The sequence below is a fragment of the Amycolatopsis sp. NPDC051371 genome, from assembly GCF_040682155.1.
Classification (GTDB): Bacteria; Actinomycetota; Actinomycetes; order Mycobacteriales; family Pseudonocardiaceae; genus Amycolatopsis.
This window is the reverse complement of the sequence record NZ_JBFBAG010000047.1, coordinates 59,588-83,526: the sequence shown is the minus strand read 5'-3', so window position 1 is coordinate 83,526 and position 23,939 is coordinate 59,588. Positions and strand designations below refer to the sequence as shown.

The following is a 23,939-nucleotide window of genomic DNA, read 5'->3' as shown; positions in this document are numbered from 1 at the left end:
ATTGAGCCCGGAACTCGCGAGTTCCGGCTCTGATCACGCGAGTTACGGCCCGAATCACGTGGGTTACGGGTTACGCGGGGCGGATGGCGCCGGTTATCGCCCAGTTTCCGGAGCGCCAGCGGACCAGCACGAACACCAGGCGGAGGACCATGAACAGCGAGAGGCCGGTCCAGATGCCCGTCAGGCCCCAGCCGAAGCCCAGTGACGCCCAGATCAGCGGCAGGAAACCCATCGCCGCGCTGCCGAGGGTCGCGTTGCGGAGGAAGGCCGCGTCGCCCGCGCCCAGCAGGACGCCGTCCAGCGCGAACACCACCCCGGCGATCGGCTGCAGCGCCACGAAGAACCACCACGCGTGCGGGATCTCCGCCAGCACCCCCGGGTCGGACGTGAACGCGTGCGGCAGCACCCACGACAGCGCCGCGAACAGCACGCACAGGAAGCACCCCAGCAGCAGCCCGTACCCGGTGATCTGCGACGCCACCCCGCGCGCCTGCCGCGCCGAGTTCGCCCCCAGCGCCGCCCCCACCAGGGACTGCGCCGCGATCGCCACCGAGTCCAGCACCAGCGCCAGGAACGTCCACAGCTGCAGCACCACCTGGTGCGCGCCCACCGCCTCGGTCGACGTCCGGGCCGCGACGGCCGCCGCGGAGATGAAGCACGCCTGGAATCCCAGGCTGCGCAGCACCAGGTCCCGGCCGAGGCCGAGCTGCGCGCGCATCACCTTGAAATCCGGCCGCAGGCCCACTTTCTCGCGCACCAGCGCCGCGATGAACAACGCCGCCGAGATCACCTGCGCGACGACGTTCGCGATCGCCGAGCCCTCCAGCCCCAGCCCGGCCCAATAAACGAGCACCGGGCAGAGCACGGCCGAGATCCCGTTGCCCGCCAACACGTATCGCAGCGGCTTCGCGGAATCCTGCACCCCGCGCATCCAGCCGTTGCCGGCCATGGTGACCAGGATCAGCGGCGCCCCGAACAACGCGATCCGCACCCACGACACCGCCGCGGACGCGATCTCGTCGCTGCCCGAGAGCACCCGCGCGATCGGCCAGGCCAGCAGCTGCCCGGCGACCAGCACGAAGAGCCCGACGAACACCGCGAGCCACGTCGCCTGCACGCCCTCGCGGACCGCGTCGGCCCGGCGGCCGGCGCCGTGGAGCCGGGCGGTGCGCGACGTCGTGCCGTACGACAGGAACGTCAGCTGGCTCGACACCTGGGCCAGCACGACGCCGCCGAGCGCGAGCCCGGCCAGCGGCAGCGCGCCGAGGTGGCCGACGACCGCGGTGTCGACCAGCACGTACAACGGCTCGGCGGCCAGCACCCCCAGCGCGGGCACGGCCAGGCCGAGCACGCGCTTCGCCGGGATCCGCTCCGTCTCCTCCACGTTCACCACGAACCGGACTCTAACCGCCGGCACCGACAGTTCCGGCCGGTGGGAACCCCCGGCCCCGAGAGGCCGGCTGTCGGGAAGCTCAGAGCAGCGGTGCCCGCTCCAGCGCCTCCCGCAACCCGGCCAGGACCTCCTCGGCGCTGCCCGCGATCGTGCAGCCCGCGGCCTGCCGGTGCCCGCCGCCGCCGAACTCCGACGCCACCGCCGAAACGTCGATCCCGATGGAGCGCAACGAAATCTGCCACTGCGCCGGGTTCGCCAGGTCCTGTTTGAGCACCGCCGCGACGGCCGCCTCGCGCACCGAACGGACGACGTCGATCACCGACTCGACCTCTTCGCCGCGGACCGTCCGCGCCGCGTCGACGCGGACCACCGCGCGTACGAAACCCCGGCCCTGCGCGGCTTCCGGCTCCAGCTCGGCCTCGCGCAGCACCGACGACAGCATCGGCAGCCACGTGAACGGCCGCTCGTCGACGATCCGCCGCACCACCCCTTCGGCGTCGACGCCCGCCTCCAGCAGCCGCGCCGCCATCCGGTGCGTCTCCGGGCTCGCGCGGCGGAACCCGCTCGTGTCGGTGACGATCCCCGCGTAGATCCCGCGCGCCATCGGCTCGTCCAGCTCGACGCCCATCGCGTCCAGGACCCGGAACACCAAGATCGCGCTGGCCTCGGCGGACTCGTCGACCACGTTGCAGCCGCCGTAGAACGTGTTGGTCGCGTGGTGGTCGATCACCAGCACCGAGCCGGCGAGCTCGACGCGCCCGGCGAGCCGGCCCAGCCGCTTCGGCACCGGCGTGTCGACGCAGACCAGCAGCGCCTCGGTGTCGGGCAGGTCGTCCGGGTGCGTCAGCAGGCCGTCCTCGTCGAGCCACCGCAGCGTCTCCGGCGCCTCGTCGGGCTCGCCGAAGGAGACGCGCACCTTGGCTCCACGCTGGTGCAGCGCCCGGCCGAGGGCGAGCGCGCTGCCGAGGGCGTCCGCGTCCGGGCGGACGTGGCCGAGCACCGTCACGTCGGTGGCCGACGCGAGCAACGCGGCCGCGTCCCGGATGTCCTGCGCCAAAGTAGGGGTCACGGTGCGTCACGCTACGCTCTGCGGGATGCCTGAGTACGTGATCCTGGTCCACCCGTCCGCCAATCGGGTCTACGCCGCCTCCGCCCCCGCGCTGCTGCGCGCCGAGCTGGCGGTGTTCGGCGCGGCGCTGTCGGCCGAGCTGTCCGGGGTCGAGGAGGTCGAGCTCGGCGGCGTCGGCTACGTGCGCTTCACGAGTTCGGCGCCCCTCGGCGAGCGCGACCTCGCGCTGCTGTCGAACCTGTCGTCGCTGTACGCGCTGTTCGAGCTGGGTGACGGCGTCCTGCGCCCGGTCACCGTGACGCCGCTGGCGAAGGCCGACTCGGACCTGCTGACCATCCAGAAGTACGCCGGCAAGACCAACGAGTCGTTCACGAAGCTCCTGCTGAACGTGACGCTGCTGGCGACCGCGGATCCGTTCTCCGCCAAGCCCAAGTACCTGCTCGACCCGCTCTGCGGCCGCGGCACCACACTCAACCAGGCGATGATGTACGGCCTGCACGCCACCGGCCTGGACGTCGACGCCAAGGACTTCGAGGCATACGAGGCGTTCATCAAGACGTGGCTGCGGAACAAGCGCGTCAAGCACACCGCCGACTCGGGACAGCTGCGGCGCAACAAGGTCCGCCTCGGGCGCCGGCTCGACATCGAGTACGCGCTGAGCAAGGAAGAGTACAAGGCGGGCGAAACCCGCAAGCTGACCTACTTCCAGGCCGACACGCTGACCACCGACGAGGTGCTGCGGGCGAATTCGTGCGACGTGATCGTCACCGACGCGCCGTACGGCGTGCAGCACGGCAGCCACCGCGAAGCCGGTCTGCAGCGCAGCCCGCGCGACCTGCTCGCGGCGGCCGTCCCGGTGTGGACGCGGGTGCTGCGGCCCGGCGGGGCGCTCGGCATCTCGTGGAACACCACGGTCCTTCCGCGCGAAGAACTCGTCGAGGTGCTGCGCAAGGCCGGGCTCGACGTCCGCGAAGACGGGCCGTGGGCGGAGTTCACCCACCGGGTCGACCAGGCCATCCTGCGTGACCTGGTCGTCGCGGTGAAGCCCGCCTCCTGAGTCGACAAAGCGCTATTGGGTGAGCTCGCCCTTCACCGGCACCTGCCCGTTCTCCTCCGGCGCCCCCGTGGCCGGAGCGGGCGGCGTGGTCAGGCCACGCTTCACCGAGTCCAAGATGGACAGTCCCTGGCCGACGAGCCCGGCGGCCATCTCCCCCAGGCCGTCGGCGCCGTTGAGGATGTTGACGTTCGCGCCGGACAGCCCGCGTCCCGCTTCCTTGACGATCTGCGGCAGCTGGTCGATGAGCATCCGGTCGAGCGCGACCCGGTTGTTCGACGCGGCCGCCTCCGCCTGCACACGCATCTTCTCCGCCTCGGCCACCGCCAGGATGCGGATCCGCTCGGCTTCCGCGTCGGCCGGCTTGATCACCTCGGCGACCAGCTGCTGCTGCCGCAGCTCGGCCTCGCGCTGGGCCAGCTCGGTGCGCGCGTCGATGACCTCCTGCTGCGCCTTCGCCTGCGCGAGCGGCCCGGCCTGCGCGGCCTCGGCCTGCGCCGCCTCGACCTCGGCGCGGTACTGCGCCTGCACGATCGACGTCTGCCGGGCGTACTCCGCCTGCGTCCGCTGCGACTTCTGCTCGGCCTCCGCCGCGGTCTGGTTCGCCACCGCCTGGGCGATCTGGGCGTCCCGCTGGATGGCGGCGTTGTGCGGCGCGGCCATCGCGGCGATGTAGCCGAGCTTCATGTCGTCGATCGACTGGATCTGCAGCGCGTCGACGGTGAGCCCGATCTTCGCCATTTCCACCGCCGAGCCGTCCAGCACCTCGGTCGCGAGCTTCTGCCGCTCGGTGATGATCTCCTCGACCGTCATCGACCCGATGATCGAGCGCAGGTGCCCGGCGAAGATCCGGCCGGTCAACACGGACATCTGGTCCTGATCGGACAGGAAGCGCTGGCCGGCGTTGACGATGCTTTCGGTGTCGTTGCCGACCTTGAACGCGATCACCGCCCGCACGGTCAGGGCGATGGCCTGTTTCGTGACGCACACTTCGGTCACTTCGGCTTCATTCATGGAAAGCGTGAGGAACCGGACTTTCCGGAAGACCGGCATGACGAACGCGCCGTGGCCGGTGACGACCCGGAACGGCGACGCGCCCTTGCTGTTCTTGCCGCCCGAAATCAGCATCGCCTCGTTGGGGGCCGGCACGCGATATCCGAACATCGCTGTCCTTCCGCGAACACTCAAGGAACGGGATCCGAGGCGTCCCACGCCACGACGTCGACCGTGCGCCGGCCCCGGGTTTCCACGACCAGCACGGTCGTCCCCTTCGGCAGCTCCGTGTCGGACCAGGCCAGGAAGGTTTCCAGACCGCCCCGGATCCTGATCAGCACCTCCCCGGGCCCCCGCTGCCCGCGGGTGCCGACCAGGAGGACTCCGGTCCGGCCGGCCGGCGAAAGGTCGGAGTGCACGGGTGCCGACCTCCCTCGGTGGCCGCCTCGGTGCGGGTGAGCCCCCGCTGTTCCCATTGTGCTCCCGGCCGGCGCGGGCGGTGGGCACTGTGAGGTTCCGATCAGGAGGCAACCGGACGGGCCGCCCGAGCGTGAGGAACCTGGGACGGGCGCCGGCTTGGCTATACTCCGGCACGTGACGGTCGAGCAACGCCCCCTGCGCGCGGACGCCCGGCGCAACCGGGAGGCGCTGGTCGCGGCCGCGCGGGAGGTGTTCGGCGCCAAGGGCGTCGACGCCCCGCTCGACGAGATCGCGCGCCGCGCCGAAGTCGCGATCGGCACGCTGTACAACCGGTTCCCGACGCGGGCGGACCTCGTCGAGGCCGCGTTCCTCCCGACGCTCGAAGAAGCGCAGGCGGCGGCCGAAGCCGCGCTCGCGTGCGAAGACCCGTGGGACGGGTTCGTGCTGTTCCTCGAGCGGTCGGTCCTGATGCAGGTGGGTGACCGCGGCTTCACCCAGGTGTGCACACGCGCGTTCGACCAGGCGTCCGGGCTGGAGAAGGCCAAGCAGGCCAACGCTTCCCGGATCCACCGGATCATCGGGCGCGCCCAGGAGGCGGGAGCGCTGCGGCCGGACTTCCGCGGCGAAGACCTGGCGATCGTGTTCGCGGCGGCGACGGCGACCCCCGACTGGCGGCGCGCGCTCGGCCTGGTCCTCGACGGGCTGCGCGTGCGATGAGCTGGCTCGCGGACACCCGCACGTCGTACGACACGGTGGCGGAAAGCTACGCCGAGTTCGTGGCGGACGCTCTCGACAAGCAGTCGCACATGCGGGCGGCGCTGACGCTGTTCGCGTCGGAGGTCGGCGGGCCGGCGGTGGACGTCGGCTGCGGACCGGGGCACTTCACGGCCTACCTGGAGTCGCTGGGCGTCGACGCGTCCGGCATCGACCTCTCCCCGGCGATGATCGACCTCGCCCGCCGCGCGCATCCGGGGCCGCGGTTCGAGGTGGGCTCGATGACGGACCTGCCGCTGCCCGACGCGTCGATGGCGGGTGTGCTGGCGTTCTGGTCGCTGATCCACGTCCCGGACGACGACGTCCCGGTGGCCCTCGGGCACTTCCGGCGCGTGCTGCGGCCGGGCGGGCTGCTGGTGATCGGCTACCACGTCGGCGCGGGGACCCGGCTGAAGACCGAGGGCTACGGCGGGCACCCGATGCGGGTGAACGTCCACCTCCGGCAGCCGTGGTGGCTGGCCAAGCGGGTCCGGGCGGCCGGGTTCAAGGTCGAGGCGGAGTGGTCGCTCAACCCGGAAAACACGGTGTCGCAAGCGATCCTGTTCGCGCGCGCGTCAGCTTAGGCGCTGCCCCACGAACTTCAGGACGTCCGGCAGCACGCCGCGCCAGTACTCGTCCTCGTGCTTGCCCGGGGAAAACCGGGCCACCGCGGGATTTACCGCCTTCACCAGCTTGCGGTCCGCGCCCAGGAACGGATCCGCGTCGCCGCACCAGACGCCGAGCTGCCCGGCGGCGAGTTCACCGGTGTGCAGCAACGGTTCCTCCGCACGCCAGTTGTCCTCGCCGGAGAACACCTTACGGCTGCGGGCATCCGGCCAGCTGACGAACAGCGCGGCGCTCGCCGTGGCGACCGCCTTGAGGTCCGGGTGGGCGCGGGCGAAACGCAAAGCACCGAAGCCGCCCATGGAGATGCCGAACACCGCCGAGGCCGGACGCAGGTCGCGGCCCGCCAGCCAGCCGGGGACTTCGTCGGTGAGCATGCGCTGCGGGTCATCGCCGGAACCGACGTCGACCCAGTAGTGGTCGCCGTCGACCGCGGCCACGGCGAACGGGGGTGTGCCGGCGCGCACGGCCTCCGTCAACGCCGAAGGGACACCCAGTTCGAGGAACGTCCGCGCGCGGGCGCCGCGGCCGTGCAGGGCCAGGCACACCGGCAGGCCCGACGACGGGACGCCTTCGGGCGTGATCAGGACCAGGTCGACGTCCGTGCCGCGGGCGGCCGAGGGCATCCGCTGGACCGTCACCGGGTCGCGCAACGGGGACGGGCCGGTCGGCGCCGGCACCGCGGGCGGACCGGGAGGCGGCCCGGCCGGCGGCGACGAGCAGCCCGCCAGCAGCGCCAAGGCACTGCCGGCGAGCAAGCCGCGGCGGGAGAGCACGGGTCAGCCCCGGCTCTCCTTCTCCGCGAACTCGTCGTCTTCGGCATCGACGGTGCCTTCAGCGTCTTCGGCGTCGTCAGCGTCGTCGGTGTCTTCGCGAGGCGCCTTGTACGGGTCGACGTCGCCGGCGTGCTGGGCACCGGTCGCGCGGCGCGCGACCTTCGCGTCGGCCGCACGGGCCTTCGCGAGCAGGTCCTCGATCCGCTTCGACTCTTCGGGAATCGTGTCGGCGACGAACGTCAGGGTCGGCGTGTAGCGGACTCCGGTGCCCTGCCCGACCTTCGTGCGCAGCACCCCGCGCGCCGATTCGAGCGCGGCGGCGGCACCGGCGTGGTCCGGGACGGCGTCCAGCTTCTCGCCGAGCACCGTGTAGTACACCGTGGCGTCGTGCAGGTCGCCGGTGACCTTCGTGTCCGTGATGGTCACGTGGTCCAGCCGGGGGTCCTTGACCTCGTGTTCGATCGCGGACGCCACGATCTGCGAGATCCGCTTGGCGAGCTTGCGAGCCCGAGCCGGATCAGCCATGTCTTTCTCCTAGTCTTCTGGACCGAGCAGCCGGCGGCGTGCGGTGAGCAGCTCGAACTCCGGCCGGCTCGCCACGTACCGCTCACACGAGTCGAGCACGTCACGCACGTGCTCGCCACCTTCGGCGACCACGGCCACCCCGATGAGGGTCCGCCGGTGCAGGTCGGTGTGACCGGCTTCGGCCACCGACACGGCGAAGCGCTTGCGCACCTCGGCCAGCACCGGCCGGACCACGGATCGCTTCTGCTTCAGCGAATGGACGTCGCCGAGCAGGATGTCGAGCTCAAGAGCTCCGACGAACATAGGCAAGTGAGTTTGGTGTAGTAGGGACCGCCCGGGGGTCCAGGGGGCTTGCCCCCTGGCGGGGGTTTGGGGGTTCGACCCCCGAGGGACACCGTAGAGGCGGGGAGGGGCGAGCGATTTCCGCGAGCACACCCCTCCCCAACGAGCCTCTACGCGCGGGGCTTCTCGCGCTGCTCGTACGTCTCGATCGAGTCGCCGACCTTGAGGTCGCCGTACGAACCGAGCGTCAAACCGCACTCGTAGCCCTCGCGGACCTCGACCACGTCGTCCTTGAACCGCCGCAGCGAGCTGATCGGCAGGTTCTCCGCGACGACAGTGCCGTCGCGCAGCAGCCGGGCCCGCGCGTTGCGCCGGATCTCGCCGGACATGACCAGGCAACCCGCGATCGTGCCGATCTTGGAGGACTTGAAGACCTCGCGAACCTCCGCGCGGCCCAGCTCGACCTCTTCGTACTCCGGCTTGAGCATGCCCTTGAGGGCCTGCTCGATCTCGTCGATCGCCTGGTAGATGACCGTGTAGTACCGGACGTCGACGCCCTCGCGGGTGGCCCGCTCGGTCGCCTTGCCCTGGGCCCGGACGTTGAACCCGAGGACGATCGCGTCGGACGCGGTCGCCAGGTCGATGTCCGACTCGGTCACGCCACCGACACCGCGGTGGACCACGTTCAGCTCGACCTCGTCGCCGACGTCCAGCTGCAGCAGCGAGGCTTCGAGAGCCTCGACGGTGCCCGAGTTGTCACCCTTGATGATCAGGTTGAGGCTGTTCGTCTCCTTCAAGGCGGAGTCGAGGTCCTCGAGGCTGACCCGCTTGCGGCGCGACGCGTTGAGCGCGTTGCGCGTACGAGCGGAGCGGCGCTCGGCGATCTGCCGGGCGACGCGGTCCTCGTCGACCACCAGGAAGGTGTCGCCCGCACCCGGCACCGAGGTGAACCCGATGACCTGGACGGGACGCGACGGGAGCGCCTCGGTGACGTCGACGTTGTGCTCGTCGACCATCCGGCGGACGCGGCCGTAGGCGTCACCCGCCACGACCGAGTCACCGACGCGCAGCGTGCCGCGCTGGACCAGGACGGTCGCCACCGGGCCGCGGCCGCGGTCGAGGTGAGCCTCGATCGCGACACCCTGGGCCTCCATGTCCGGGTTGGCCCGGAGGTCCAGAGCGGCGTCGGCGGTCAGCAGGATCGCCTCGAGCAGGCCGTCGATGTTGATGTTCTGCCGCGCGGAGATCTCGACGAACATCGTGTCGCCGCCGTACTCCTCGGCGACCAGGCCGTACTCGGTCAGCTGCTGCCGGATCTTGTCCGGGTTCGCGCCTTCCTTGTCGATCTTGTTGATCGCGACCACGATCGGGGCCTTGGCGGCCTGCGCGTGGTTGATCGCCTCGACCGTCTGCGGCATCACACCGTCGTCGGCCGCCACCACGATCACCGCGATGTCGGTCGAGTTGGCACCACGGGCACGCATGGCGGTGAACGCCTCGTGGCCCGGGGTGTCGATGAAGGTGATCAGGCGCGGGTTGCCCTCGAGCTCGGTCTCGATCTGGTACGCACCGATGTGCTGCGTGATGCCGCCGGCCTCGCTCTCGCGGACCTTCGTCTTCCGGATCGTGTCGAGCAGGCGGGTCTTACCGTGGTCGACGTGACCCATGATGGTCACGACCGGCGGCCTGACCTGCAGATCCTCTTCGCCACCCGCGTCGTCGCCGTAGGTGATGTCGAAGGTCTCCAGCAGCTCGCGGTCCTCCTCCTCGGGGCTGACGACCTGAACCGTGTAGTTCATTTCGCCGCCGAGCAGCTCGAGGATGTCGTCCGACACGGACTGCGTCGCGGTGACCATCTCGCCGAGGTGGAAGAGCACCTGCACCAGCGAAGCCGGGTTGGCGTCGATCTTCTCGGCGAAGTCGGTCAGCGAAGCACCCCGCGGCAGCCGGATCGTCTCGCCCTGCCCCTTGGGCAAGCGGACGCCGCCGACGCTGGGCGCCTGCATGTTGTCCATGTACTCCTGGCGCTTCTGCCGCTTCGACTTGCGACCCTTGCGCGAGGGACCACCGGGACGCCCGAAGGCACCCGCGGTACCGCCACGGCCACCGGGGCCACCACGGCCACCGCCGCCGCCGCGGAAACCGCCGCCGCCTGCCGGGGCACCGGTGCCGCCACCCGGGCGGAAACCGCCGCCGCCACCGCCGGCGCCACCGGGGCCGCCGCGGAAGCCACCGCCGCCGCCACCGCCACCGGGACCGCCGCGGAAGCCGCCGCCACCGCCACCGGGACCGCCACGAGCGCCGCCACCGGGACCGCCACGGGCACCGCCACCGGGACCACCGCGGGCGCCGCCACCGGGACCGGCGGGACGCTGCGTGCGGCCCGGCATCATGCCGGGGTTCGGCCGCGGGGGCATGTTGCCCGGGCTCGGCCGGTTGCCACCGGCGCCACCACCGGGACGCGGGGCCGGACGGTCACCGCCGCCACCGGTCCCACCGGGACGCGGCGGGCGGTTGTCGCCGCCCTGGCCGCCACCCGGGCGCGGGCCCTGCGGACGCGGCGGGGCGCCGGAACCGACGCCGAACGGGTTGTTGCCGACCCGCGGGGTGCGCGGACCGGGCTTCGGGCCGCCGGGCTTGGGGCCCTGCGGCTTCGGCGGGACGACCGAACCGGTGTTGCCCGAAGGCGCGGCCGGGGTCTCCTGCTTGGGTGCGGCGGGCGCCGCTGGGGTCTGCCCACCGGCAGCGGCCGGGACCTGCTCCTGGGGAGCCGGCGCCTGACGCGGGCCGGGCCGCGGGCCGGGACCCGTGGAACGGGTGCCCGGTGCGGCGGCCGGCTTCGAAGCCGGTGCCTGCTGCTGCGGGGCCGCCGCGGGGGCGGCCTTCGCCGCGGGCGCCTGCTGCTGGGGAGCGGGCGACGCGGGCTTGGGCGCGGGAGCGCCCGGCTTGGCGGCCGGGGGCCCGGGGCGCGCCGACGGGCCGGGGGTCGGTGCGGGCTTCTTGGCGCCCTTGGGCGCGTACGCGTCGCGGAGACGGCGGGCGACGGGCGCCTCGACCGTGGACGACGCGGACTTCACGAACTCGCCCTGTTCCTTCAACTTGGCGAGAACGTCCTTGCTGGTGATGCCGAGCTCCTTAGCGAGCTCGTGTACTCGGGCCTTGCCTGGCACAGCTCTCCTCATCTAGGGGAGGCCAGGCGGAGAACCCGCTGACCTCGTCCTTATTGTCTGACGCTCATGGCTTCAGCTTCACGGCTGACTCATGACGGGTCGACCTGCTTCCTTGGTTCCTCGCGAAGCCGGGTACGTCCCGGCTTCGTGGTGCGAAGTGGTGCGCCCGACGTGCTCGCGAACCTCACGAACGTCGAGCGCCCCGGGAGCCCGCAAGGCTCTCGGGAAGGCTCGCCGCCGTTCGGCCTTGGCCAGGCAGTCCGGGTCGGGGTGCAGCCAAGCTCCCCGGCCCGGCAGCCGCCGACGCTCGTCGACGACCACCCGCCCGGCCACCGCGACCACGCGCAGCAGCTCACCGATCAATGCCCGCCGCTTGCAGCCGACACAAGTCCGCACCGGAGGATTCCGGTGGGGCTGGTGCTCGGCTACCCGCCGCGGGCGTTGAACCACTCCTGAGTCTAGCGCTTCGACCTTCACTCAGCCGAACCGGTTGTCGCGGCGGGCCGCGACGGACGGGCGTGGTCTTGATCACCCTCGTCCTCGACCGGTGCGGCGTCGCTGCGGATGTCGATCCGCCAGCCGGTCAGACGGGCGGCGAGGCGGGCGTTCTGGCCCTCCTTGCCGATCGCCAGCGACAGCTGGAAGTCCGGCACCACGACACGGGCCGTCTTCGCCCGCTCGTCCACTACTCGTACCGAAACAACCTTCGCCGGCGACAGGGCATTCCCCACGAACCGGGCCGGGTCCTCCGAGTAGTCGATGATGTCGATCTTCTCGCCGGCGAGCTCGCTCATCACGTTGCGCACGCGCGCGCCGACCGGGCCGATGCAGGCACCCTTGGCGTTCACGCCCGCCACGGTGGACTTCACGGCGATCTTGGTGCGGTGTCCCGGCTCGCGCGCGACGGCGGCGATCTCGACCGTCCCGTCGGCGATCTCCGGGACCTCCAGCGCGAACAGCTTGCGCACGAGGTTGGGGTGCGAGCGCGAGAGCGTGATCTGCGGGCCGCGGTTGCCGCGCGAGACGGTGACCACGTAGGCCTTGATCCGGTTGCCGTGCTCGTACGACTCGCCGGCGACCTGCTCCGCCGACGGCAGCACGCCCTCGGTGTCGCCCACCTGGACCACGACCATGCCGCGGGCGTTGGCGCGGGCGTCGCGCTGGATCACGCCGGCGATGATCTCGCCCTCCTTGGTGGAGAACTCGCCGAAGGTCTTCTCGTGCTCGGCGTCGCGCAGCCGCTGCAGGATGACCTGGCGCGCGGTGGTGGCGGCGATCCGGCCGAAGCCCTCGGGGGTGTCGTCCCACTCTTCGTCGACCTGGCCGTCGTGGGTCAGCGTGTGCGCGAGGACGCGCACCAGGCCCGTCTTGCGATCGATGTCGATGCGGGCGTGCGACTGGTGGCCCTCGGTGTGCTTGTACGCGGTCAGCAAGGCCGTCTCGATGGCCTCGATCACCGTTTCGAAGGGGATGTCCTTGTCCCGTTCGATCGCCCGCAACGCGGCGATGTCGACGTTCACTTCGACCCCTTCTCGGTCTCGGCCTGACCGGCAGCGGTCATGCCGGATGCATCGTCTTCCAGCAGTTTCAGGTCCTCGGCGGGCGGCTGCTTGAACTCGATCTCCACGACCGCCTTCGCCACGTCGGCGTAGCGGACGTCGCGGATCTTGCCGCCTTCGAGGACACGGGCGGCGTCCTCGCCCGCGTGCCCGACCCGGCCGATGAAGGGCGCGCCTTCGGCCGGCGAGATCTTCACCAGGTGGAGCCGCGCGCGCCGCCAGTGCCGCGGCTGGGTGAGCGGGCGGTCGAGACCCGGCGAGGTGACCTCCAGCGTGTACGCGCTCGCGAGCACGTGCTCGTTCTCGTCGAGCGCCGCCGCGACCTTGCGGCTGACCTCGGCGACCTCGTCCAGCCCGACACCGTCGTCGGAGTCGACGACGACCTTGACCAGCTGCCGCCGGCCGGCCTGCTGGACCTCGAACGCATCGAGGTCGAAACCCGCGGCGGTGACGGCTTCGGCCACTATCGGCTGAAGCCGGCTGGCGAGTTCTCCTGGCACGTGGGGCTCTCCTAGGTTGCGCGGTCGGTGGTGGACCAGCTTATCCGGTCGCCCCCTCGGCCCGCGCGAGCGGCGGGCGCGGCCCGGGGCCTGGCAGGATGGGCCGACGTGACCGGAAGACCGACCGACCTGACCCGTCGTGCCGCCCTCCGCGCGGGGGCGCTGGCCGTGCTGGCCGTCCCCCTGGCCGCGTGCGGGCCCGGCTACGACGAGAGCCCCGACCCGCTGCAGCCGCTGCTGGCCGCCGCCGAGGCGGACGCCACCGCCGCGCGAGCGCTGGCCAAGGGCGAGAACGCCGACGCCGCCGGCCAGCTCGCCGACGCGCGAGCGGCCCACGCGGCCGCGCTGAAGTCCGAAGTGGACCGCCTGAACCGGCCGAAGCCGTCGTCGTCCCCGACGCCGCCGGCACCGGCCTCCTTGGGCGACCTGAAGGAGCGGCTGGCGACCGCCCGCAAGCAGGCCGAAGACCTCGTCGGCGGGCTGCCGCGCTACCGCGCCGGGATCGTCGCGGCGGTGGCGGCGGGCTGCGCGGCGCTGCAGCGCACCGCCCCGGCGCTGGGCCCCGGCGAGGACGCCCCGGCGCTCGCCGGGTCCGCCGGCGGTGCCGTCCCCGCGGAGACGGTGGACCCGCTGCAGACCGCGCTCGCCGCCGAGCACGCCGCCGTCTGGGTGTACGGCCTGGTCAGCGCGTTCCTGCCGGCCGACTTCGGCGAGGGCGAGAAGGCGGGCGCGGCGGAGCACGCCGTGCGCCGCGACCTGCTGCAGACGATGCTGTCCGCCTCCGGGGCGACGCCTGTCGCGCCCGAAGCGGCGTACGTGCCGAAGAAGCCGGTGACGGACGCGAAGTCGGCGTCACTGGTGGTCGCGACGGCCGAGGCCGACTGCGCGTCGGCGTGGCTGGCGGTGGTGAACCACACCGACGACGCGGCCCTGCGCACGACGGCGCTGCACGCGCTCGTGGCGGCTTCGCGGCGCGGGACGCCGTGGCGCTCCGAGGCGGGCGAGAAGCCGGTCGCGATCGCGATGCCCGGCCAGGCGAGCTGAGCGCCCCAAGGCGGCCTTGGGTGCGTTCACCGCACCGAAGGCCGCCTTGGGTGCGGTGAACGCACCGAAGGCCACATTGGGGCGCTGGGGCGCTGGTCAGCCCTTGAGGTCGGCCGACAGCCGGAGGGCGTCGTCCGCGATCTTCTCGATCAGCGCCTTGTCCGTGTGCTTGCCGTAGAAGTCGGCCAGCACGATCGTCGTGTTCGTGCCGTCCACCTTCGACGCGAACGCGGCGTTCGAGCCGCTCACGCTCGGGACACCGGGGCCGGCGAACGTCTTGTCCTTCACCAGGTCCGTGACGTTGCCGGTCTCGTCCTGCTCGGTCAGCGTCTTGAGCGCCTTCGCCTTCGTCGAGTCCGGCATCCCGACGAGCACCACCGAAACCAGCGCCTTCGCGCCGCCCGACTCCGTCGTGTAGAGCGCGCGCACCAGCGACTGGCACTCGTTGTCCACGAAGAAGTCGTGCGTCCGGCCGTAGGACTTCGGGGCGCACTCGTTGGACTTCGCCGGCCCGGCGACCATCGTGAACTGGTACTGCCCGGTGTTCTGGGCCGGCGGCTGCGCGGCCGGCTCGTCGGGCGTCGAATCGTGCCGGATCAGGAACCACAGCAGCCCGGAGACGACGGCGATCGCGACCAGCCCGGCGCCCCTGAGGAGCAGGGACCGGGTGTCGCGAGCCGGCGGTCCCGGCACGGGCGGCCGGGGCTGCGGGGGCACCGCGCCCAGCGGGGCCGTGTCGGACGGGCCTGGGGTGAAATGCGCACCAACCACGGGGCCATACGGTAGTTCACCGTCCCGGCGGCGTTCACTCGAATGCGGGTAAAACGCGTTCGACGTCGTCAGCGGTGTTGTAGAGGTGGAAGCCGACGCGCACCCGGCCGCCGCGGACGCTCGAGACGATCCCGGCCGCCGCGACCCGCTCCGGATCGGCGTCGAGCGAGACGATCGGGGTGCCGCGCGGGGGCAGTCCGAGCTTCTCGAGCAGCTGGTCGGCCAGGCCGGTGTTGTGCGCCTGGACCTGCGCGAGGTCGAGGCCGCCGAGGTACTCCAGCGCGGCCGCGGCGCCGACCTGGGCGAGCCAGACCGGCGAGAGGTCGAACGCGCGGGCGTCGCCGGCCAGGCGCAGCGGGAGGCCGTAGACCGTGGCCCACGGGTCGTCGCCGGCGTACCAGTTCGCCGCGACCGCCCGGGTGCGCTCGTGCGCGTCCGGCCGCACGGCGAGCCAGGCGCAGCCGCGTGGCGACAGCAGCCACTTGTAACCCGCCGCGACCACCCAGTCCGCCCAGGCGACGTCCAGGGGCAGCCAGCCCACGGCCTGGGTGGCGTCGAGCAGCACCGCCGCCCCGGCGGCCTCGGCGGCGGCCCGCAGCGCGGGGAGGTCCACGATCCGGCCGTCGGCGGACTGGACGACGCTCACCGCGACGACGTCGTGGCCTTCGACCCGCCCGGGCAGCAGCTCCAGCGGCACCTCGGTCACCGCGACGCCGGGGTTGGCCGCGAACGGGAAGGTCACGCTGGTGAAGTCCCCTTCGGCGGCGAGCACGCGGGTGCCCGCGGGCAGCGCGGCGGCGACGTTCGCGGCCAGCTGCGAGACCGACGCGCCGATCGCGACGCGCCCGGGTTCGACGCCGAGCAGCCGGGCGAACCCGGCCCGCGACCGGTCGACGTACTGGTCGAACTCCCCCGGCCGGGTCGCGCCGGTGCGCCACCGTTCGACGGACTCGGCCACGGCGGCGGCCACCGGGGCCGGCGGGATGCCGACGCTGGGCGTGTTCAGGTATCCGGGCGGGACGGCGAAGTCGGTTCCGAAGGCGCGCATGCCCCGACCCAAGCAGACCGGGGCAAGCCGTTTACGGCAGCAGCGCGACGACGTCGGCGTAGCTCGGCGGGCTCAGCGGCAGGTCACCGCCGTCGCGGACCGCCAGCGCCGTCCCGGCCGCCGCCCGCAGGGCCATGCGGTACGGCAGCGAACCCAGGCTGACCCGCGCGACCCCCAGCTCCGCGAGGCCGGCGAAGGTGACCTCGCCGGGCAGGAACAGCACGTTGACCGGGAGCCCGAGCTGGACAATCCGCTCGACGTCCGCCGGGTCGGTCAGGCCGGGCACGAAGACGCCGTCGGCGCCGGCGTCCGCGTAGGTCTTGGCTCGCTTTTCGGCGGTTTCGACGGAGTGGTCGCCGGACCAGTGGGTGTCGGTGCGGGCATTGAGGAACAGGCCCGGGACGCGGTCCTTCACGGCCTTGACCAGAGCTTTTTGGCGCTCGGCCGGAGCGAGGGAACCGTCCGCGCGGCCGTCTTCGAGGTTGACGCCGACGGCACCGGCATCGGCGAGTTCGGCGGCCAGGTCGGCGATGGCGGCGGGGTCGGCGCTGAAGCCGTCGGCGATGTCGACGCTGACCAGGACGTCCAGCCGGGCCAGGCGGCGGGCCAGGGCGACGGTGGCGTCCCGCGTCGACGGCGCGCCATCGGGCTCACCGGCGGCCGCCGAGACGCCGAGGCTGGTGGTGCCGAGGGCGCGGAAACCCTGCGCGGCGAGGAAGGCGCCGACGCCGAACTCCCACGCGTTCGGCAGCAGCAGCGGGGAACCGGGCACGTGCAGGGCACGGAATTCGTCCATGGCCCGAACCTAGGCGGACGACGCTTCGGCGGCCGCCGAACGGTCTCGACCAGCGGCGGCACAACGCGCGAGCGGCTGGTGTCTTGAATGACGCATTCAGGACCTCCGAAGACCTGAATGAGTCATTCAAGACGTTGGGTGGGGCCGGCGGCGAGCATGCGACCGGGACTTCGCCGGAGCGCTCCGCGGCTCAAGCCGACGCGGGGGTGTGCTCCGCGTCGTAGGCGTCGCGCGACTCCTGGACCGCCGTCATGTGCCGGCGGGCCCACTGGTCCAGCATCTCCAGCGGCTCGGACAGGTTGCGGCCCAGGGTCGTCAGCTCGTACTCCACCTTCGGCGGGATCACCGCGTACGCCGTGCGGGTCAGGATCCCGTCGCGGACCAGGCTGCGCAGCGTCTGCGTCAGGACCTTCTGCGAGATCCCGTCCACCCGGTGCCCGATCTCGGTGAACCGCAGCGGGCCGTGCTTGAGGGCGCCGACGATCAGCACCGTCCACTGGTCGCCGATGCGGTCGAGCAGCTGGCGGGTCGGGCAGTTGCGGTCGTACGGGTCCGGTCCCACGGCGCCACCTCACTTTCCCAGGGAGAGTAACATCCCGTTCAGGCAGTGGCGGCCAGCAATGTCGTGAACAGCAGGCGCAGGTGCCGGCGGCCGCGCTCCCAGCGGGCCTCCAGCTCCTCCTGGTCCCGCGTCGCCCAGCTCGCGATCAAGATTCCGCGCACCACGTCCATCGCCGTGTACACCGCGTGCAGGAACTCGTGGTGCGCCGCGTGCTCCGGCAGCAGCGCCTTGCCGAACTCGACCAGGCTGGACGTCGCGATCGGCTCGACCGCCGCCATCTGCCCGCGCAGCTCCGGGTCCGTCCGGGAGGCGACCCACAGCTCGACCGTCGCCGAGAACACCGGCCCCTGGTGCATCTCCCACATCAGCTGCAGCGCGTCGCCGACCGGGTCGCTGGACGCGCGAAGGCGGTCGAGCTCGGCCATCGCGACCTCGGTGCGCTTCTCCGCCAGGTGCCGGACCGCCGACGTCACCAGGTCGGCCTTCGTCGGGAAGTGGTGCACCTGCGCGCCGCGCGTGACGCCGGCGCGGTCGGCGACCCGCGTGGTCGTCGTGCCCGCGTAGCCGTATTCGACGAGGCAGTCGATCGTCGCGTCGAGCAGCCGGACGCGCATCGCCGCGCTGCGTTCCTCCTGGGTGCGGCCGGTCGATCCCCGTCGTGGCGCTGACATGCGCCCACTTTATGGGGCCGCGCGCACCCCGGCCGCGTCGACCAGCCCGGCGACCACCCGCCCGATGAAGCGGCCGAGGAACCGGCGGTAGAACCAGCCGGTGCCGGGAATCTTCGCCGTGAACGTCGAGTGCCAGTGGATCTCCGTGCCGCCGTCCACCGGCGAGAGGTCGACGTAGGCGACGTAGTCCCGCAGCGGCAGGCCGTGGTCCAGCGCGTAGCCGAACCGGCGGCCGGGCTCGAGCGCGACGATCTCCTCGTACGAGCGGAGGCCGCCGGTCCGGAACAGCCGGACGGCGCCGAGGCCCTCGGGCTCGTCCGCACCCTCGCGGACCAGCTCGAACGACCCCAGCGGCGACCAGCGGGGCCAGCTCGCGCCGTCCCGGAGCAGCGCGTACACGGTGTCGGCGTCCGCGGCCGTCACCGCGCGGACCGAAATTCTCTGTACCATTTGGTACGTGTACCATTTGGTACATGATCGACGCAAGCCCGCGCGGAAAGCTCCTCGACGCGGCGATCGACCACATCGCCCACCGCGGCGGCGCGGAGAAGAGCCTGCGGGCGCTGGCCACCGGGCTCGGCACCAGCCACCGCATGCTGATCTACCACTTCGGCTCCAAGGAAGGCCTGCTCACCGCGGTGGCGCGGGAGGTCGAGGCCCGGCAGCGGGCGGCGCTGGCCGGCCTCGGCCAGGCGGAGTTCTGGCGCCGGCTCGCCGCGGACGACCTGCGTGCCAACGAAAAGCTCTTCTTCCAGCTCTACGGCCAGGCCCTCGGCGGCACCCCGGGCACCATCGAGTTCCTCGACGGCGTCATCGAGGACTGGCTCGGCCCGCTCGAGGCGCTGCTGGCGGAGCGGGGCGTCCCCGAGGCCGACCGGCCCGCCCAGGCCCGGCTCGGTCTCGCCGTCACGCGCGGGCTGCTGCTCGACCTCGTCACGACCGGTGACCGCGACGCCGTGGACGCCGCGATGGCACAGTTCCTGGCGATGTACGAACGATTCGCCTGATACTGGCGGAATGCGTCTGCTCCTGGGGTTGCTGGCCGCTTTGGTGACGACGGCCGGGCTCGCGCCCGCGGCGTCCGCGTCGGAAAGCCGGCCGATCCATGCCTACGACCACGCGATCCGCGAGACGGCGTGGGTCGAGACCGGCACCGACCACGACCGCGACGGCCGGATCGACCGCGTCGCCGCCGACGTCGTCCGGCCGGACACCCGCGGCCGCGTGCCGGTGATCCTCGACGTCAGCCCGTACTACGCGTGCTGCGGGCGCGGCAACGAGTCGCAGAAGAAGACCTACGCACCGGACGGCTCGCCGCGGCAGTTCCCGCTGTTCCTCGACAACTACTTCGTGCCGCGCGGGTACGCCGTCGTGCTCGCCGACGTCGGCGGAACGAACCGGTCCTCGGGCTGCTTCGACGACGTCGGCTCCGGCAACGCGGTCGTCAACTGGCTCAACGGCCGGGCGAAGGCCTTCGACGCGCCCGACGGCGGCCGGCCGGTGACCGCGACCTGGACGACCGGCGACGTCGGCGCGATCGGCAAGTCCCAGGACGGCGCCACCGCCATCGGCATGGCCGCGTCCGGGATCGCGGGGCTGAAGACGGTCGTGCCGATCGAGGGCGTCGCCGACAACTACGCCCAGCTCGTCGCGAACGGCGCTCCGCTGGCCACGCCGGAGAACACCGGCTCGTCGTTCACCTACAACGAGCGCGCGGCGGAGCTGTGCGAGCCGTTCGAGGCGGACATCAAGGCCCGCGCGGGCACGACCGGCGACTACAACGCCTACTGGCGAAGCGTGAACTACGTGCAGCGGCCCGTCCGCGCGAGCGTGCTCGTCGCCCAGGGGTTCGGGGACAGCGTCGTGGCGCCGAACCAGTTCGCCGCCTGGTGGGACGCGCTGGGCCGCACCGGCGTCCCGCGCAAGGCGTGGCTGAGCCAGGCCGGGCACGTGGACCCGTTCGACCTGCGGCGCGGCCCGTGGGTGGAGACGCTGCACCGCTGGTTCGACCGCTGGTTGCTGGGCGTGCGCAACGGCGTCGAGACCGAGCCGGCCGTGCACCTCGAGACCGCGCCGGACCGGTGGACCGACGTCCGGAGCTGGCCGCCCGCGACTCTTCCGGTGACGTTCCGGGCTTCGAGCGACGGCAGCCTCGGGCCGCGCGGCGCCGGCACCGCCACGGTCGTCGACGACCCGTCGATCGGCCGGGAGCAGTGGGCGACCGGGACGTCGGCCGCGGTGTTCACCGGCGTTCCCCTGGCGGCGCCGGTGCGGCTCGCCGGGTCGCCGTCGGTGACGATCACCGCGTCGTCCGACAAGACGGCCGCCCGGCTCGGCGTCGCGCTCGTCGACTACGGGGCCGCCGACGTGCGCAACACCGCGAACTACGGCAGCGGGATCAAGAACCTGACGACGAAGTCGTGCTGGGGCTCGAGCGCCGGCTTCGACTCCGCGTGCTTCCTCGACACGGCCACGGACCTGGTGCACGTCGACCACGAGATCGTCGCCGCCGGCTGGGCCGACCTCGGTCACCACGCGTCGCTGCGCCACGGCGAGCCGCTCGTCGGCCGGGCGTACTCGATGACGTTCACGCTGACCGCGCTCGACCACGTCGTCCCGGCCGGGCACCGGCTCGGCCTGCTCCTCGGCGGCACCGACGGGCAGCTCTTCGACCCGGCGCTGCCGAGGCTGGGCGACACGCTGACGTTCGACCTCTCGCGGACGTCGGTCACCGTCGGCCTTACAAAGCCCGAACACTAGGCGGACGCCCTCCGTACACCGCCCGGCCAAAGTTCTCCTCGTACCCCCACCGGATACGAGGAGACACGATGCGAGGAACCACCTGGACGCGGCTGGCGCTGGCGGGCTGCGGGAGCGCGGCCTGCCTGCTGGTGGCGGCGCCGCTGGCCTCGGCCCAGACGACGTCGCCGGCGCCGGTCGCGCCGATCACGCTCAGCCCCGAAGAGTCGCAGCAGGTCTGCGGCGACTGGGTGCCGAAGCTGCAGAAGAAGGCCGACAGCCTGAAGACGCGGATCAACGGCGGTGCCGAGATCACCGGCTCGGTCGCCAACCTCAAGGCCCGGGCCGCCGACCAGCGCGCGAAGGGGCACAACGACCGCGCGACCCAGCTCGACCAGCGGGCCACCAAGCGCCAGGGCCGCGTCGGCGAGATCGACACGGCGAAGCAGAAGCTCGACGCCTTCGCCACCGCGCACTGCAAGCCGGCCAAGTGAGGGGCGCGAGGGTCGCGGCGGCGGTCGGGGCCGCCGCGCTCATCGCGCTCGGCTGCTCGGCCTGCCGCGACAACCTGATGGGCTCGCCGGACTCCGGGAGCCAGGCACCGGCGTCGGCCGAGCTGAGCGGGATCGAGTCGACGCTGAACGGCATCGAATCCGACATGAACAGCGATGGCTCGCCCTGACCGGCTAGCGTCTCCCCGTCAGTGACGGCGGAGACGGGAGCAGGTATGGGGTCACCGGGACGCGGCCTCGTCCTCGTCGTCGAGGACGAGGCCGCGATCGCCGAACTGGCGGCGCTCTACCTCAAGCGCGACGGCTTCGGCGTGCACGTCGAGCCGGACGGCGGCAAGGCCCTCGAAGCCGTCCGGCGGCTCAAGCCGGTGGCGGTCGTGCTCGACATCGGACTGTCCGGAATGGACGGTATCGAGATCTGCAAGGCGCTGCGCGCCGCCGGCGACTGGACGCCGGTGCTGTTCGTCACCGCCCGCGACGACGAGCTGGACCGCCTGCTGGGCCTGGAGATCGGCGCCGACGACTACCTGACCAAGCCGTTCAGCCCGCGCGAGCTGGCCGCCCGGGTCCGGACGGTGCTGCGCCGCGCGTCGGGGGCGACGCCGGCCCCATCGGCGTTGACCGTCGGCGGCGCGCGCGTCGACCTCACCAGCCGCCGGGCCTGGGCGGGCGAGACGGAGATCTCCCTGACCTCCACCGAGTTCGACCTCCTCACGCACCTGCTCCGGCACCCGGGGCAGGTGCTTTCGCGTGACCAGCTGCTGAGCGCCGTCTGGGGCTACGCCGCCGCCGCGGGCACGCGAACGGTCGACGTCCACGTGGCGCAGCTGCGGGCGAAACTGGGTGCGTCGAGTCCGATTCGGACGGTGCGCGGCATCGGCTACGCGGCGGACCCGGCATGAGGTACCGCGGCACCCTGGCCGGGCGGATCACGCTGGTCTGCCTCGCCGTCGCGGGCGTGGCGGTGATCGTGGCCGGGCTGGTCGCGGCCCGGCTGATCCGGACCACGGCGGACAACGTGCTGCAGTCGTCGCTGGCCGCGCAGGCCGACGTCGTCGCGTCGCAGCTCGACGAGACCGGCATCGGGAACCGGCTCGGCGTCGGCAAGGTGGCCGACGTCGTGCGCGGGCAGGGCATCTCCGTGGTGGTCCGGCGCGCGGGCGGGCCGGCGGCCGGGGAAGCCGTCGCCGTCCAGGCCGCGGGCAAGCTCGGGCTCGGCGCGGACCACTCCGGGCGCGTCACGGCCGGCGGCGCCCAGTACCTCGTCGAGACGCGGGTGGTCGGCACGCGCGGGGCGGCGTTCGCGCTGGTGCAGCCGGCCCGCAGCGCCGAAGCGACGCAACGCGCGCTGGTGCGCAACATCGCGCTGGCGCTGGGCATCGGGCTGCTGGTGGCGGCTCTCGCGGGCTGGGTTTCGGGCCGGCTGCTGGGCCGTCCGCTGCGGCGGGCCGCTCTTGCCGCGGGATCGCTGCGAGCGGGGAGGCGGGACGTCCGGGTGCCGGTGCAGGGGCCGCGTGAGGTGGCGGAGGTCGCCGGGTCGCTGAACTCGCTGGCCGACGCGCTGGCAGTGAGCGAAGCGCGGCAGCGGGAGTTCCTGCTGTCGGTGTCGCACGAGCTGCGGACGCCGCTGACCGCCGTGACCGGATTCGCCGAGGCGATCGCGGACGGCGTCGCGTCCGGGGACGACGCGGTCCGGGCCGGGCAGACGATCCAGCGGGAGGCTTTGCGGTTGGAACGCCTGGTCACGGACCTGCTGGAGCTGGCGCGGCTGGGGGCCGACGAGTTCCGGCTGGACGTCGCGTCGCTGGACCTGGCCGCGCTGGTGCGCGACTGCGCCGACGTCTGGCAGCTGCGGTGCGCGCGGGAGGACGTCCGGCTGTCCGTTTCGGTGCCGCCGTCTCCGGTCCCGGTCCTGGCGGACGCGCGGCGGCTGCGTCAGGTGGTCGACGGGCTGGCGGAGAACGCGCTGCGGGTGACGCCGCGTGGCGCGCCCATGGTGTTTTCACTGTCGGTGTCCGCCTCCGACGCGTGCCTTTCGGTCCGCGACGGCGGCCCGGGCCTCGCGCCGGAGGACTACGCGGTGGCGTTCGAGCGCGGGGTCCTGAACGCCCGCTACCGCGACCGCCGCCCGGTCGGGTCGGGCATCGGACTGGCCCTGGTCCACGGCCTGGTGACGCGCATGGGCGGAACGCTGACGGCAGGCCCGGCGCCGGAAGGCGGGGCGGCCTTCACGATCACGTTCCCGACGGTTCCGCCGCGGGCGGGCTGAGCTGGGCGGCGCGGGCCGTGACGTCCATCAGGGCCCAGTGCTCGACGACCAGGCCGTCGCGGACCCGGATCATGTCCATGCTGGTCACGGCGTAGCTCCGGCCGGTCGAGAGCTGCGTGCCCGAGCTGGTGTAGCGGTTCACGGAGAATTCGCCGTCGGCGACGTTCCGCTCGACCCGCACCGCGACGTCGCGGAAGTCGGCGAAGAACGCCCCGCCGGCCATGGCCTCCCACTTGGCCCGCCAAGCGTCGATGCCGTGGTGGTCGCCGCCGGCGCCGCCGCGGTGGTCGACGACGTCGGGGTCGAGGTAGCTCAGGCCGTCGTCGAGGCGGCCGGCGGTCCAGAGTTCGATCAGGCGGGCGTGGACTTCGGCTGGGGTCATCGTGACCTCCGTCAAGTGGGGAGTTCC

General features: G+C 72.6%; 28 protein-coding genes. 10 read left to right on the top strand and 18 right to left on the bottom strand.

All coding sequences use genetic code 11. The features are described 5' to 3' along the window. Positions 1-70: 70 nt before the first annotated feature. Together AB0M59_RS41615 and AB0M59_RS41610 are read right to left on the bottom strand one after the other, a co-directional pair. Positions 71-1,390: an MATE family efflux transporter gene (locus tag AB0M59_RS41615; protein ID WP_364626913.1), complete on the bottom strand. Its 1,320-nt coding sequence runs from the start codon at positions 1,388-1,390 to the stop codon at positions 71-73. Positions 1,391-1,472: 82 nt separating this feature from the next. Then, positions 1,473-2,462: a bifunctional oligoribonuclease/PAP phosphatase NrnA gene (locus AB0M59_RS41610; protein WP_364626893.1), complete on the bottom strand. Its 990-nt coding sequence runs from the start codon at positions 2,460-2,462 to the stop codon at positions 1,473-1,475. A 25-nt stretch (positions 2,463-2,487) separates the two neighbouring features. Here AB0M59_RS41610 and AB0M59_RS41605 point away from each other — a divergent pair, with 25 nt between their 5' ends. Next, positions 2,488-3,519, top strand: a complete 1,032-nt coding sequence (locus AB0M59_RS41605; RefSeq protein ID WP_364626890.1) for an SAM-dependent methyltransferase — start codon at positions 2,488-2,490, stop codon at positions 3,517-3,519. A 12-nt stretch (positions 3,520-3,531) separates the two neighbouring features. Here AB0M59_RS41605 and AB0M59_RS41600 read toward each other — a convergent pair whose 3' ends face one another. Then, complete coding sequence (locus AB0M59_RS41600) at positions 3,532-4,680, bottom strand: SPFH domain-containing protein (RefSeq protein ID WP_364626888.1); 1,149 nt, start codon at positions 4,678-4,680, stop codon at positions 3,532-3,534. A 20-nt stretch (positions 4,681-4,700) separates the two neighbouring features. Continuing rightward, the gene (locus AB0M59_RS41595; RefSeq protein WP_364626887.1) at positions 4,701-4,928 is read right to left on the bottom strand and encodes a hypothetical protein; all 228 of its coding nucleotides are present in this window, start codon (positions 4,926-4,928) and stop codon (positions 4,701-4,703) included. 175 nt (positions 4,929-5,103) lie between these two features. On the opposite strand from AB0M59_RS41595, the gene AB0M59_RS41590 reads away from it, so the two are divergent. Together AB0M59_RS41590 and AB0M59_RS41585 are read left to right on the top strand one after the other, a co-directional pair. Next, positions 5,104-5,646: a helix-turn-helix domain-containing protein gene (locus AB0M59_RS41590; RefSeq protein ID WP_364626885.1), complete on the top strand. Its 543-nt coding sequence runs from the start codon at positions 5,104-5,106 to the stop codon at positions 5,644-5,646. Then, positions 5,643-6,266 carry a class I SAM-dependent methyltransferase gene (locus AB0M59_RS41585; RefSeq protein WP_364626883.1) on the top strand — a complete coding sequence of 208 codons (624 nt, stop codon included), beginning with the start codon at positions 5,643-5,645 and terminating at the stop codon, positions 6,264-6,266. The genes AB0M59_RS41590 and AB0M59_RS41585 overlap by 4 nt, the downstream gene beginning before the upstream one ends. Here AB0M59_RS41585 and AB0M59_RS41580 read toward each other — a convergent pair. From AB0M59_RS41580 to rimP, 7 genes are all read right to left on the bottom strand, one after another. Further along, the gene (locus AB0M59_RS41580) at positions 6,258-7,082 is read right to left on the bottom strand and encodes an alpha/beta hydrolase-fold protein (protein ID WP_364626881.1); all 825 of its coding nucleotides are present in this window, start codon (positions 7,080-7,082) and stop codon (positions 6,258-6,260) included. The two genes, AB0M59_RS41585 and AB0M59_RS41580, sit on opposite strands and share 9 nt — an antisense overlap. A 3-nt stretch (positions 7,083-7,085) precedes the next feature. Further along, entirely contained in the window at positions 7,086-7,607 is a 522-nt protein-coding gene (gene rbfA / locus AB0M59_RS41575; protein WP_364626879.1) for a 30S ribosome-binding factor RbfA, read from the bottom strand. Between the two features lie 9 nt (positions 7,608-7,616). Next, on the bottom strand, positions 7,617-7,910 hold the full coding sequence (locus AB0M59_RS41570) for a DUF503 domain-containing protein (protein WP_155545954.1): 294 nt from the start codon (positions 7,908-7,910) through the stop codon (positions 7,617-7,619). 149 nt (positions 7,911-8,059) lie between these two features. Then, positions 8,060-11,059 (bottom strand): translation initiation factor IF-2, encoded by a 3,000-nt coding sequence (infB, locus tag AB0M59_RS41565; protein WP_364626877.1) that lies wholly within the window; start codon positions 11,057-11,059, stop codon positions 8,060-8,062. 78 nt (positions 11,060-11,137) lie between these two features. Continuing rightward, positions 11,138-11,455, bottom strand: coding sequence for a YlxR family protein (locus AB0M59_RS41560; RefSeq protein WP_364626876.1), 318 nt, complete (start codon positions 11,453-11,455; stop codon positions 11,138-11,140). A gap of 77 nt (positions 11,456-11,532) precedes the next feature. Continuing rightward, a complete protein-coding gene (nusA, locus tag AB0M59_RS41555; RefSeq protein WP_364626874.1) occupies positions 11,533-12,579 on the bottom strand; it encodes a transcription termination factor NusA in 1,047 nt (348 codons plus the stop codon). Further along, on the bottom strand, positions 12,576-13,118 hold the full coding sequence (gene rimP, locus AB0M59_RS41550) for a ribosome maturation factor RimP (protein WP_364626872.1): 543 nt from the start codon (positions 13,116-13,118) through the stop codon (positions 12,576-12,578). The genes nusA and rimP overlap by 4 nt, the downstream gene beginning before the upstream one ends. Before the next feature lie 108 nt (positions 13,119-13,226). Between rimP and AB0M59_RS41545 the strand changes: the two genes are divergently transcribed. After that, positions 13,227-14,162: a ferritin-like domain-containing protein gene (locus AB0M59_RS41545; RefSeq protein WP_364626870.1), complete on the top strand. Its 936-nt coding sequence runs from the start codon at positions 13,227-13,229 to the stop codon at positions 14,160-14,162. Positions 14,163-14,258: 96 nt separating this feature from the next. On the opposite strand, the gene AB0M59_RS41540 is transcribed toward AB0M59_RS41545, so the two are convergent. From AB0M59_RS41540 to AB0M59_RS41515, 6 genes are all read right to left on the bottom strand, one after another. Beyond that, entirely contained in the window at positions 14,259-14,855 is a 597-nt protein-coding gene (locus AB0M59_RS41540) for a hypothetical protein (protein WP_364626911.1), read from the bottom strand. Between the two features lie 112 nt (positions 14,856-14,967). After that, the gene (locus AB0M59_RS41535; protein ID WP_364626868.1) at positions 14,968-15,981 is read right to left on the bottom strand and encodes an aminotransferase class V-fold PLP-dependent enzyme; all 1,014 of its coding nucleotides are present in this window, start codon (positions 15,979-15,981) and stop codon (positions 14,968-14,970) included. Positions 15,982-16,012: 31 nt separating this feature from the next. Next, positions 16,013-16,777: an isocitrate lyase/phosphoenolpyruvate mutase family protein gene (locus tag AB0M59_RS41530; RefSeq protein ID WP_364626866.1), complete on the bottom strand. Its 765-nt coding sequence runs from the start codon at positions 16,775-16,777 to the stop codon at positions 16,013-16,015. A gap of 190 nt (positions 16,778-16,967) precedes the next feature. Then, positions 16,968-17,339 (bottom strand): helix-turn-helix domain-containing protein, encoded by a 372-nt coding sequence (locus AB0M59_RS41525; RefSeq protein WP_364626864.1) that lies wholly within the window; start codon positions 17,337-17,339, stop codon positions 16,968-16,970. 38 nt (positions 17,340-17,377) lie between these two features. Next, the gene (locus AB0M59_RS41520) at positions 17,378-17,953 is read right to left on the bottom strand and encodes a TetR/AcrR family transcriptional regulator (protein WP_364626909.1); all 576 of its coding nucleotides are present in this window, start codon (positions 17,951-17,953) and stop codon (positions 17,378-17,380) included. 66 nt (positions 17,954-18,019) lie between these two features. Beyond that, positions 18,020-18,460, bottom strand: a complete 441-nt coding sequence (locus AB0M59_RS41515; protein ID WP_364626862.1) for an SRPBCC family protein — start codon at positions 18,458-18,460, stop codon at positions 18,020-18,022. A gap of 23 nt (positions 18,461-18,483) precedes the next feature. On the opposite strand from AB0M59_RS41515, the gene AB0M59_RS41510 reads away from it, so the two are divergent. The 6 genes from AB0M59_RS41510 (at position 18,484) to AB0M59_RS41485 (ending at position 23,530) form a co-directional block, all read left to right on the top strand. Further along, entirely contained in the window at positions 18,484-19,017 is a 534-nt protein-coding gene (locus tag AB0M59_RS41510; protein WP_364626860.1) for a helix-turn-helix domain-containing protein, read from the top strand. A 10-nt stretch (positions 19,018-19,027) separates the two neighbouring features. Further along, positions 19,028-20,770, top strand: coding sequence for a CocE/NonD family hydrolase (locus AB0M59_RS41505; RefSeq protein WP_364626858.1), 1,743 nt, complete (start codon positions 19,028-19,030; stop codon positions 20,768-20,770). 68 nt (positions 20,771-20,838) lie between these two features. Further along, positions 20,839-21,243 carry a hypothetical protein gene (locus tag AB0M59_RS41500; protein ID WP_364626856.1) on the top strand — a complete coding sequence of 135 codons (405 nt, stop codon included), beginning with the start codon at positions 20,839-20,841 and terminating at the stop codon, positions 21,241-21,243. Beyond that, on the top strand, positions 21,240-21,431 hold the full coding sequence (locus AB0M59_RS41495) for a hypothetical protein (RefSeq protein ID WP_364626855.1): 192 nt from the start codon (positions 21,240-21,242) through the stop codon (positions 21,429-21,431). The genes AB0M59_RS41500 and AB0M59_RS41495 overlap by 4 nt, the downstream gene beginning before the upstream one ends. A 45-nt stretch (positions 21,432-21,476) precedes the next feature. After that, positions 21,477-22,163 carry a response regulator transcription factor gene (locus tag AB0M59_RS41490; RefSeq protein WP_364626854.1) on the top strand — a complete coding sequence of 229 codons (687 nt, stop codon included), beginning with the start codon at positions 21,477-21,479 and terminating at the stop codon, positions 22,161-22,163. Next, on the top strand, positions 22,160-23,530 hold the full coding sequence (locus AB0M59_RS41485) for a HAMP domain-containing sensor histidine kinase (protein ID WP_364626853.1): 1,371 nt from the start codon (positions 22,160-22,162) through the stop codon (positions 23,528-23,530). Before AB0M59_RS41490 ends, AB0M59_RS41485 begins: the two co-directional genes overlap by 4 nt. Here the strand turns inward: AB0M59_RS41485 and AB0M59_RS41480 are convergent. After that, positions 23,496-23,912 carry a nuclear transport factor 2 family protein gene (locus AB0M59_RS41480; protein ID WP_364626851.1) on the bottom strand — a complete coding sequence of 139 codons (417 nt, stop codon included), beginning with the start codon at positions 23,910-23,912 and terminating at the stop codon, positions 23,496-23,498. The genes AB0M59_RS41485 and AB0M59_RS41480 overlap by 35 nt on opposite strands. Between the last annotated feature and the right edge of the window lie 27 nt (positions 23,913-23,939).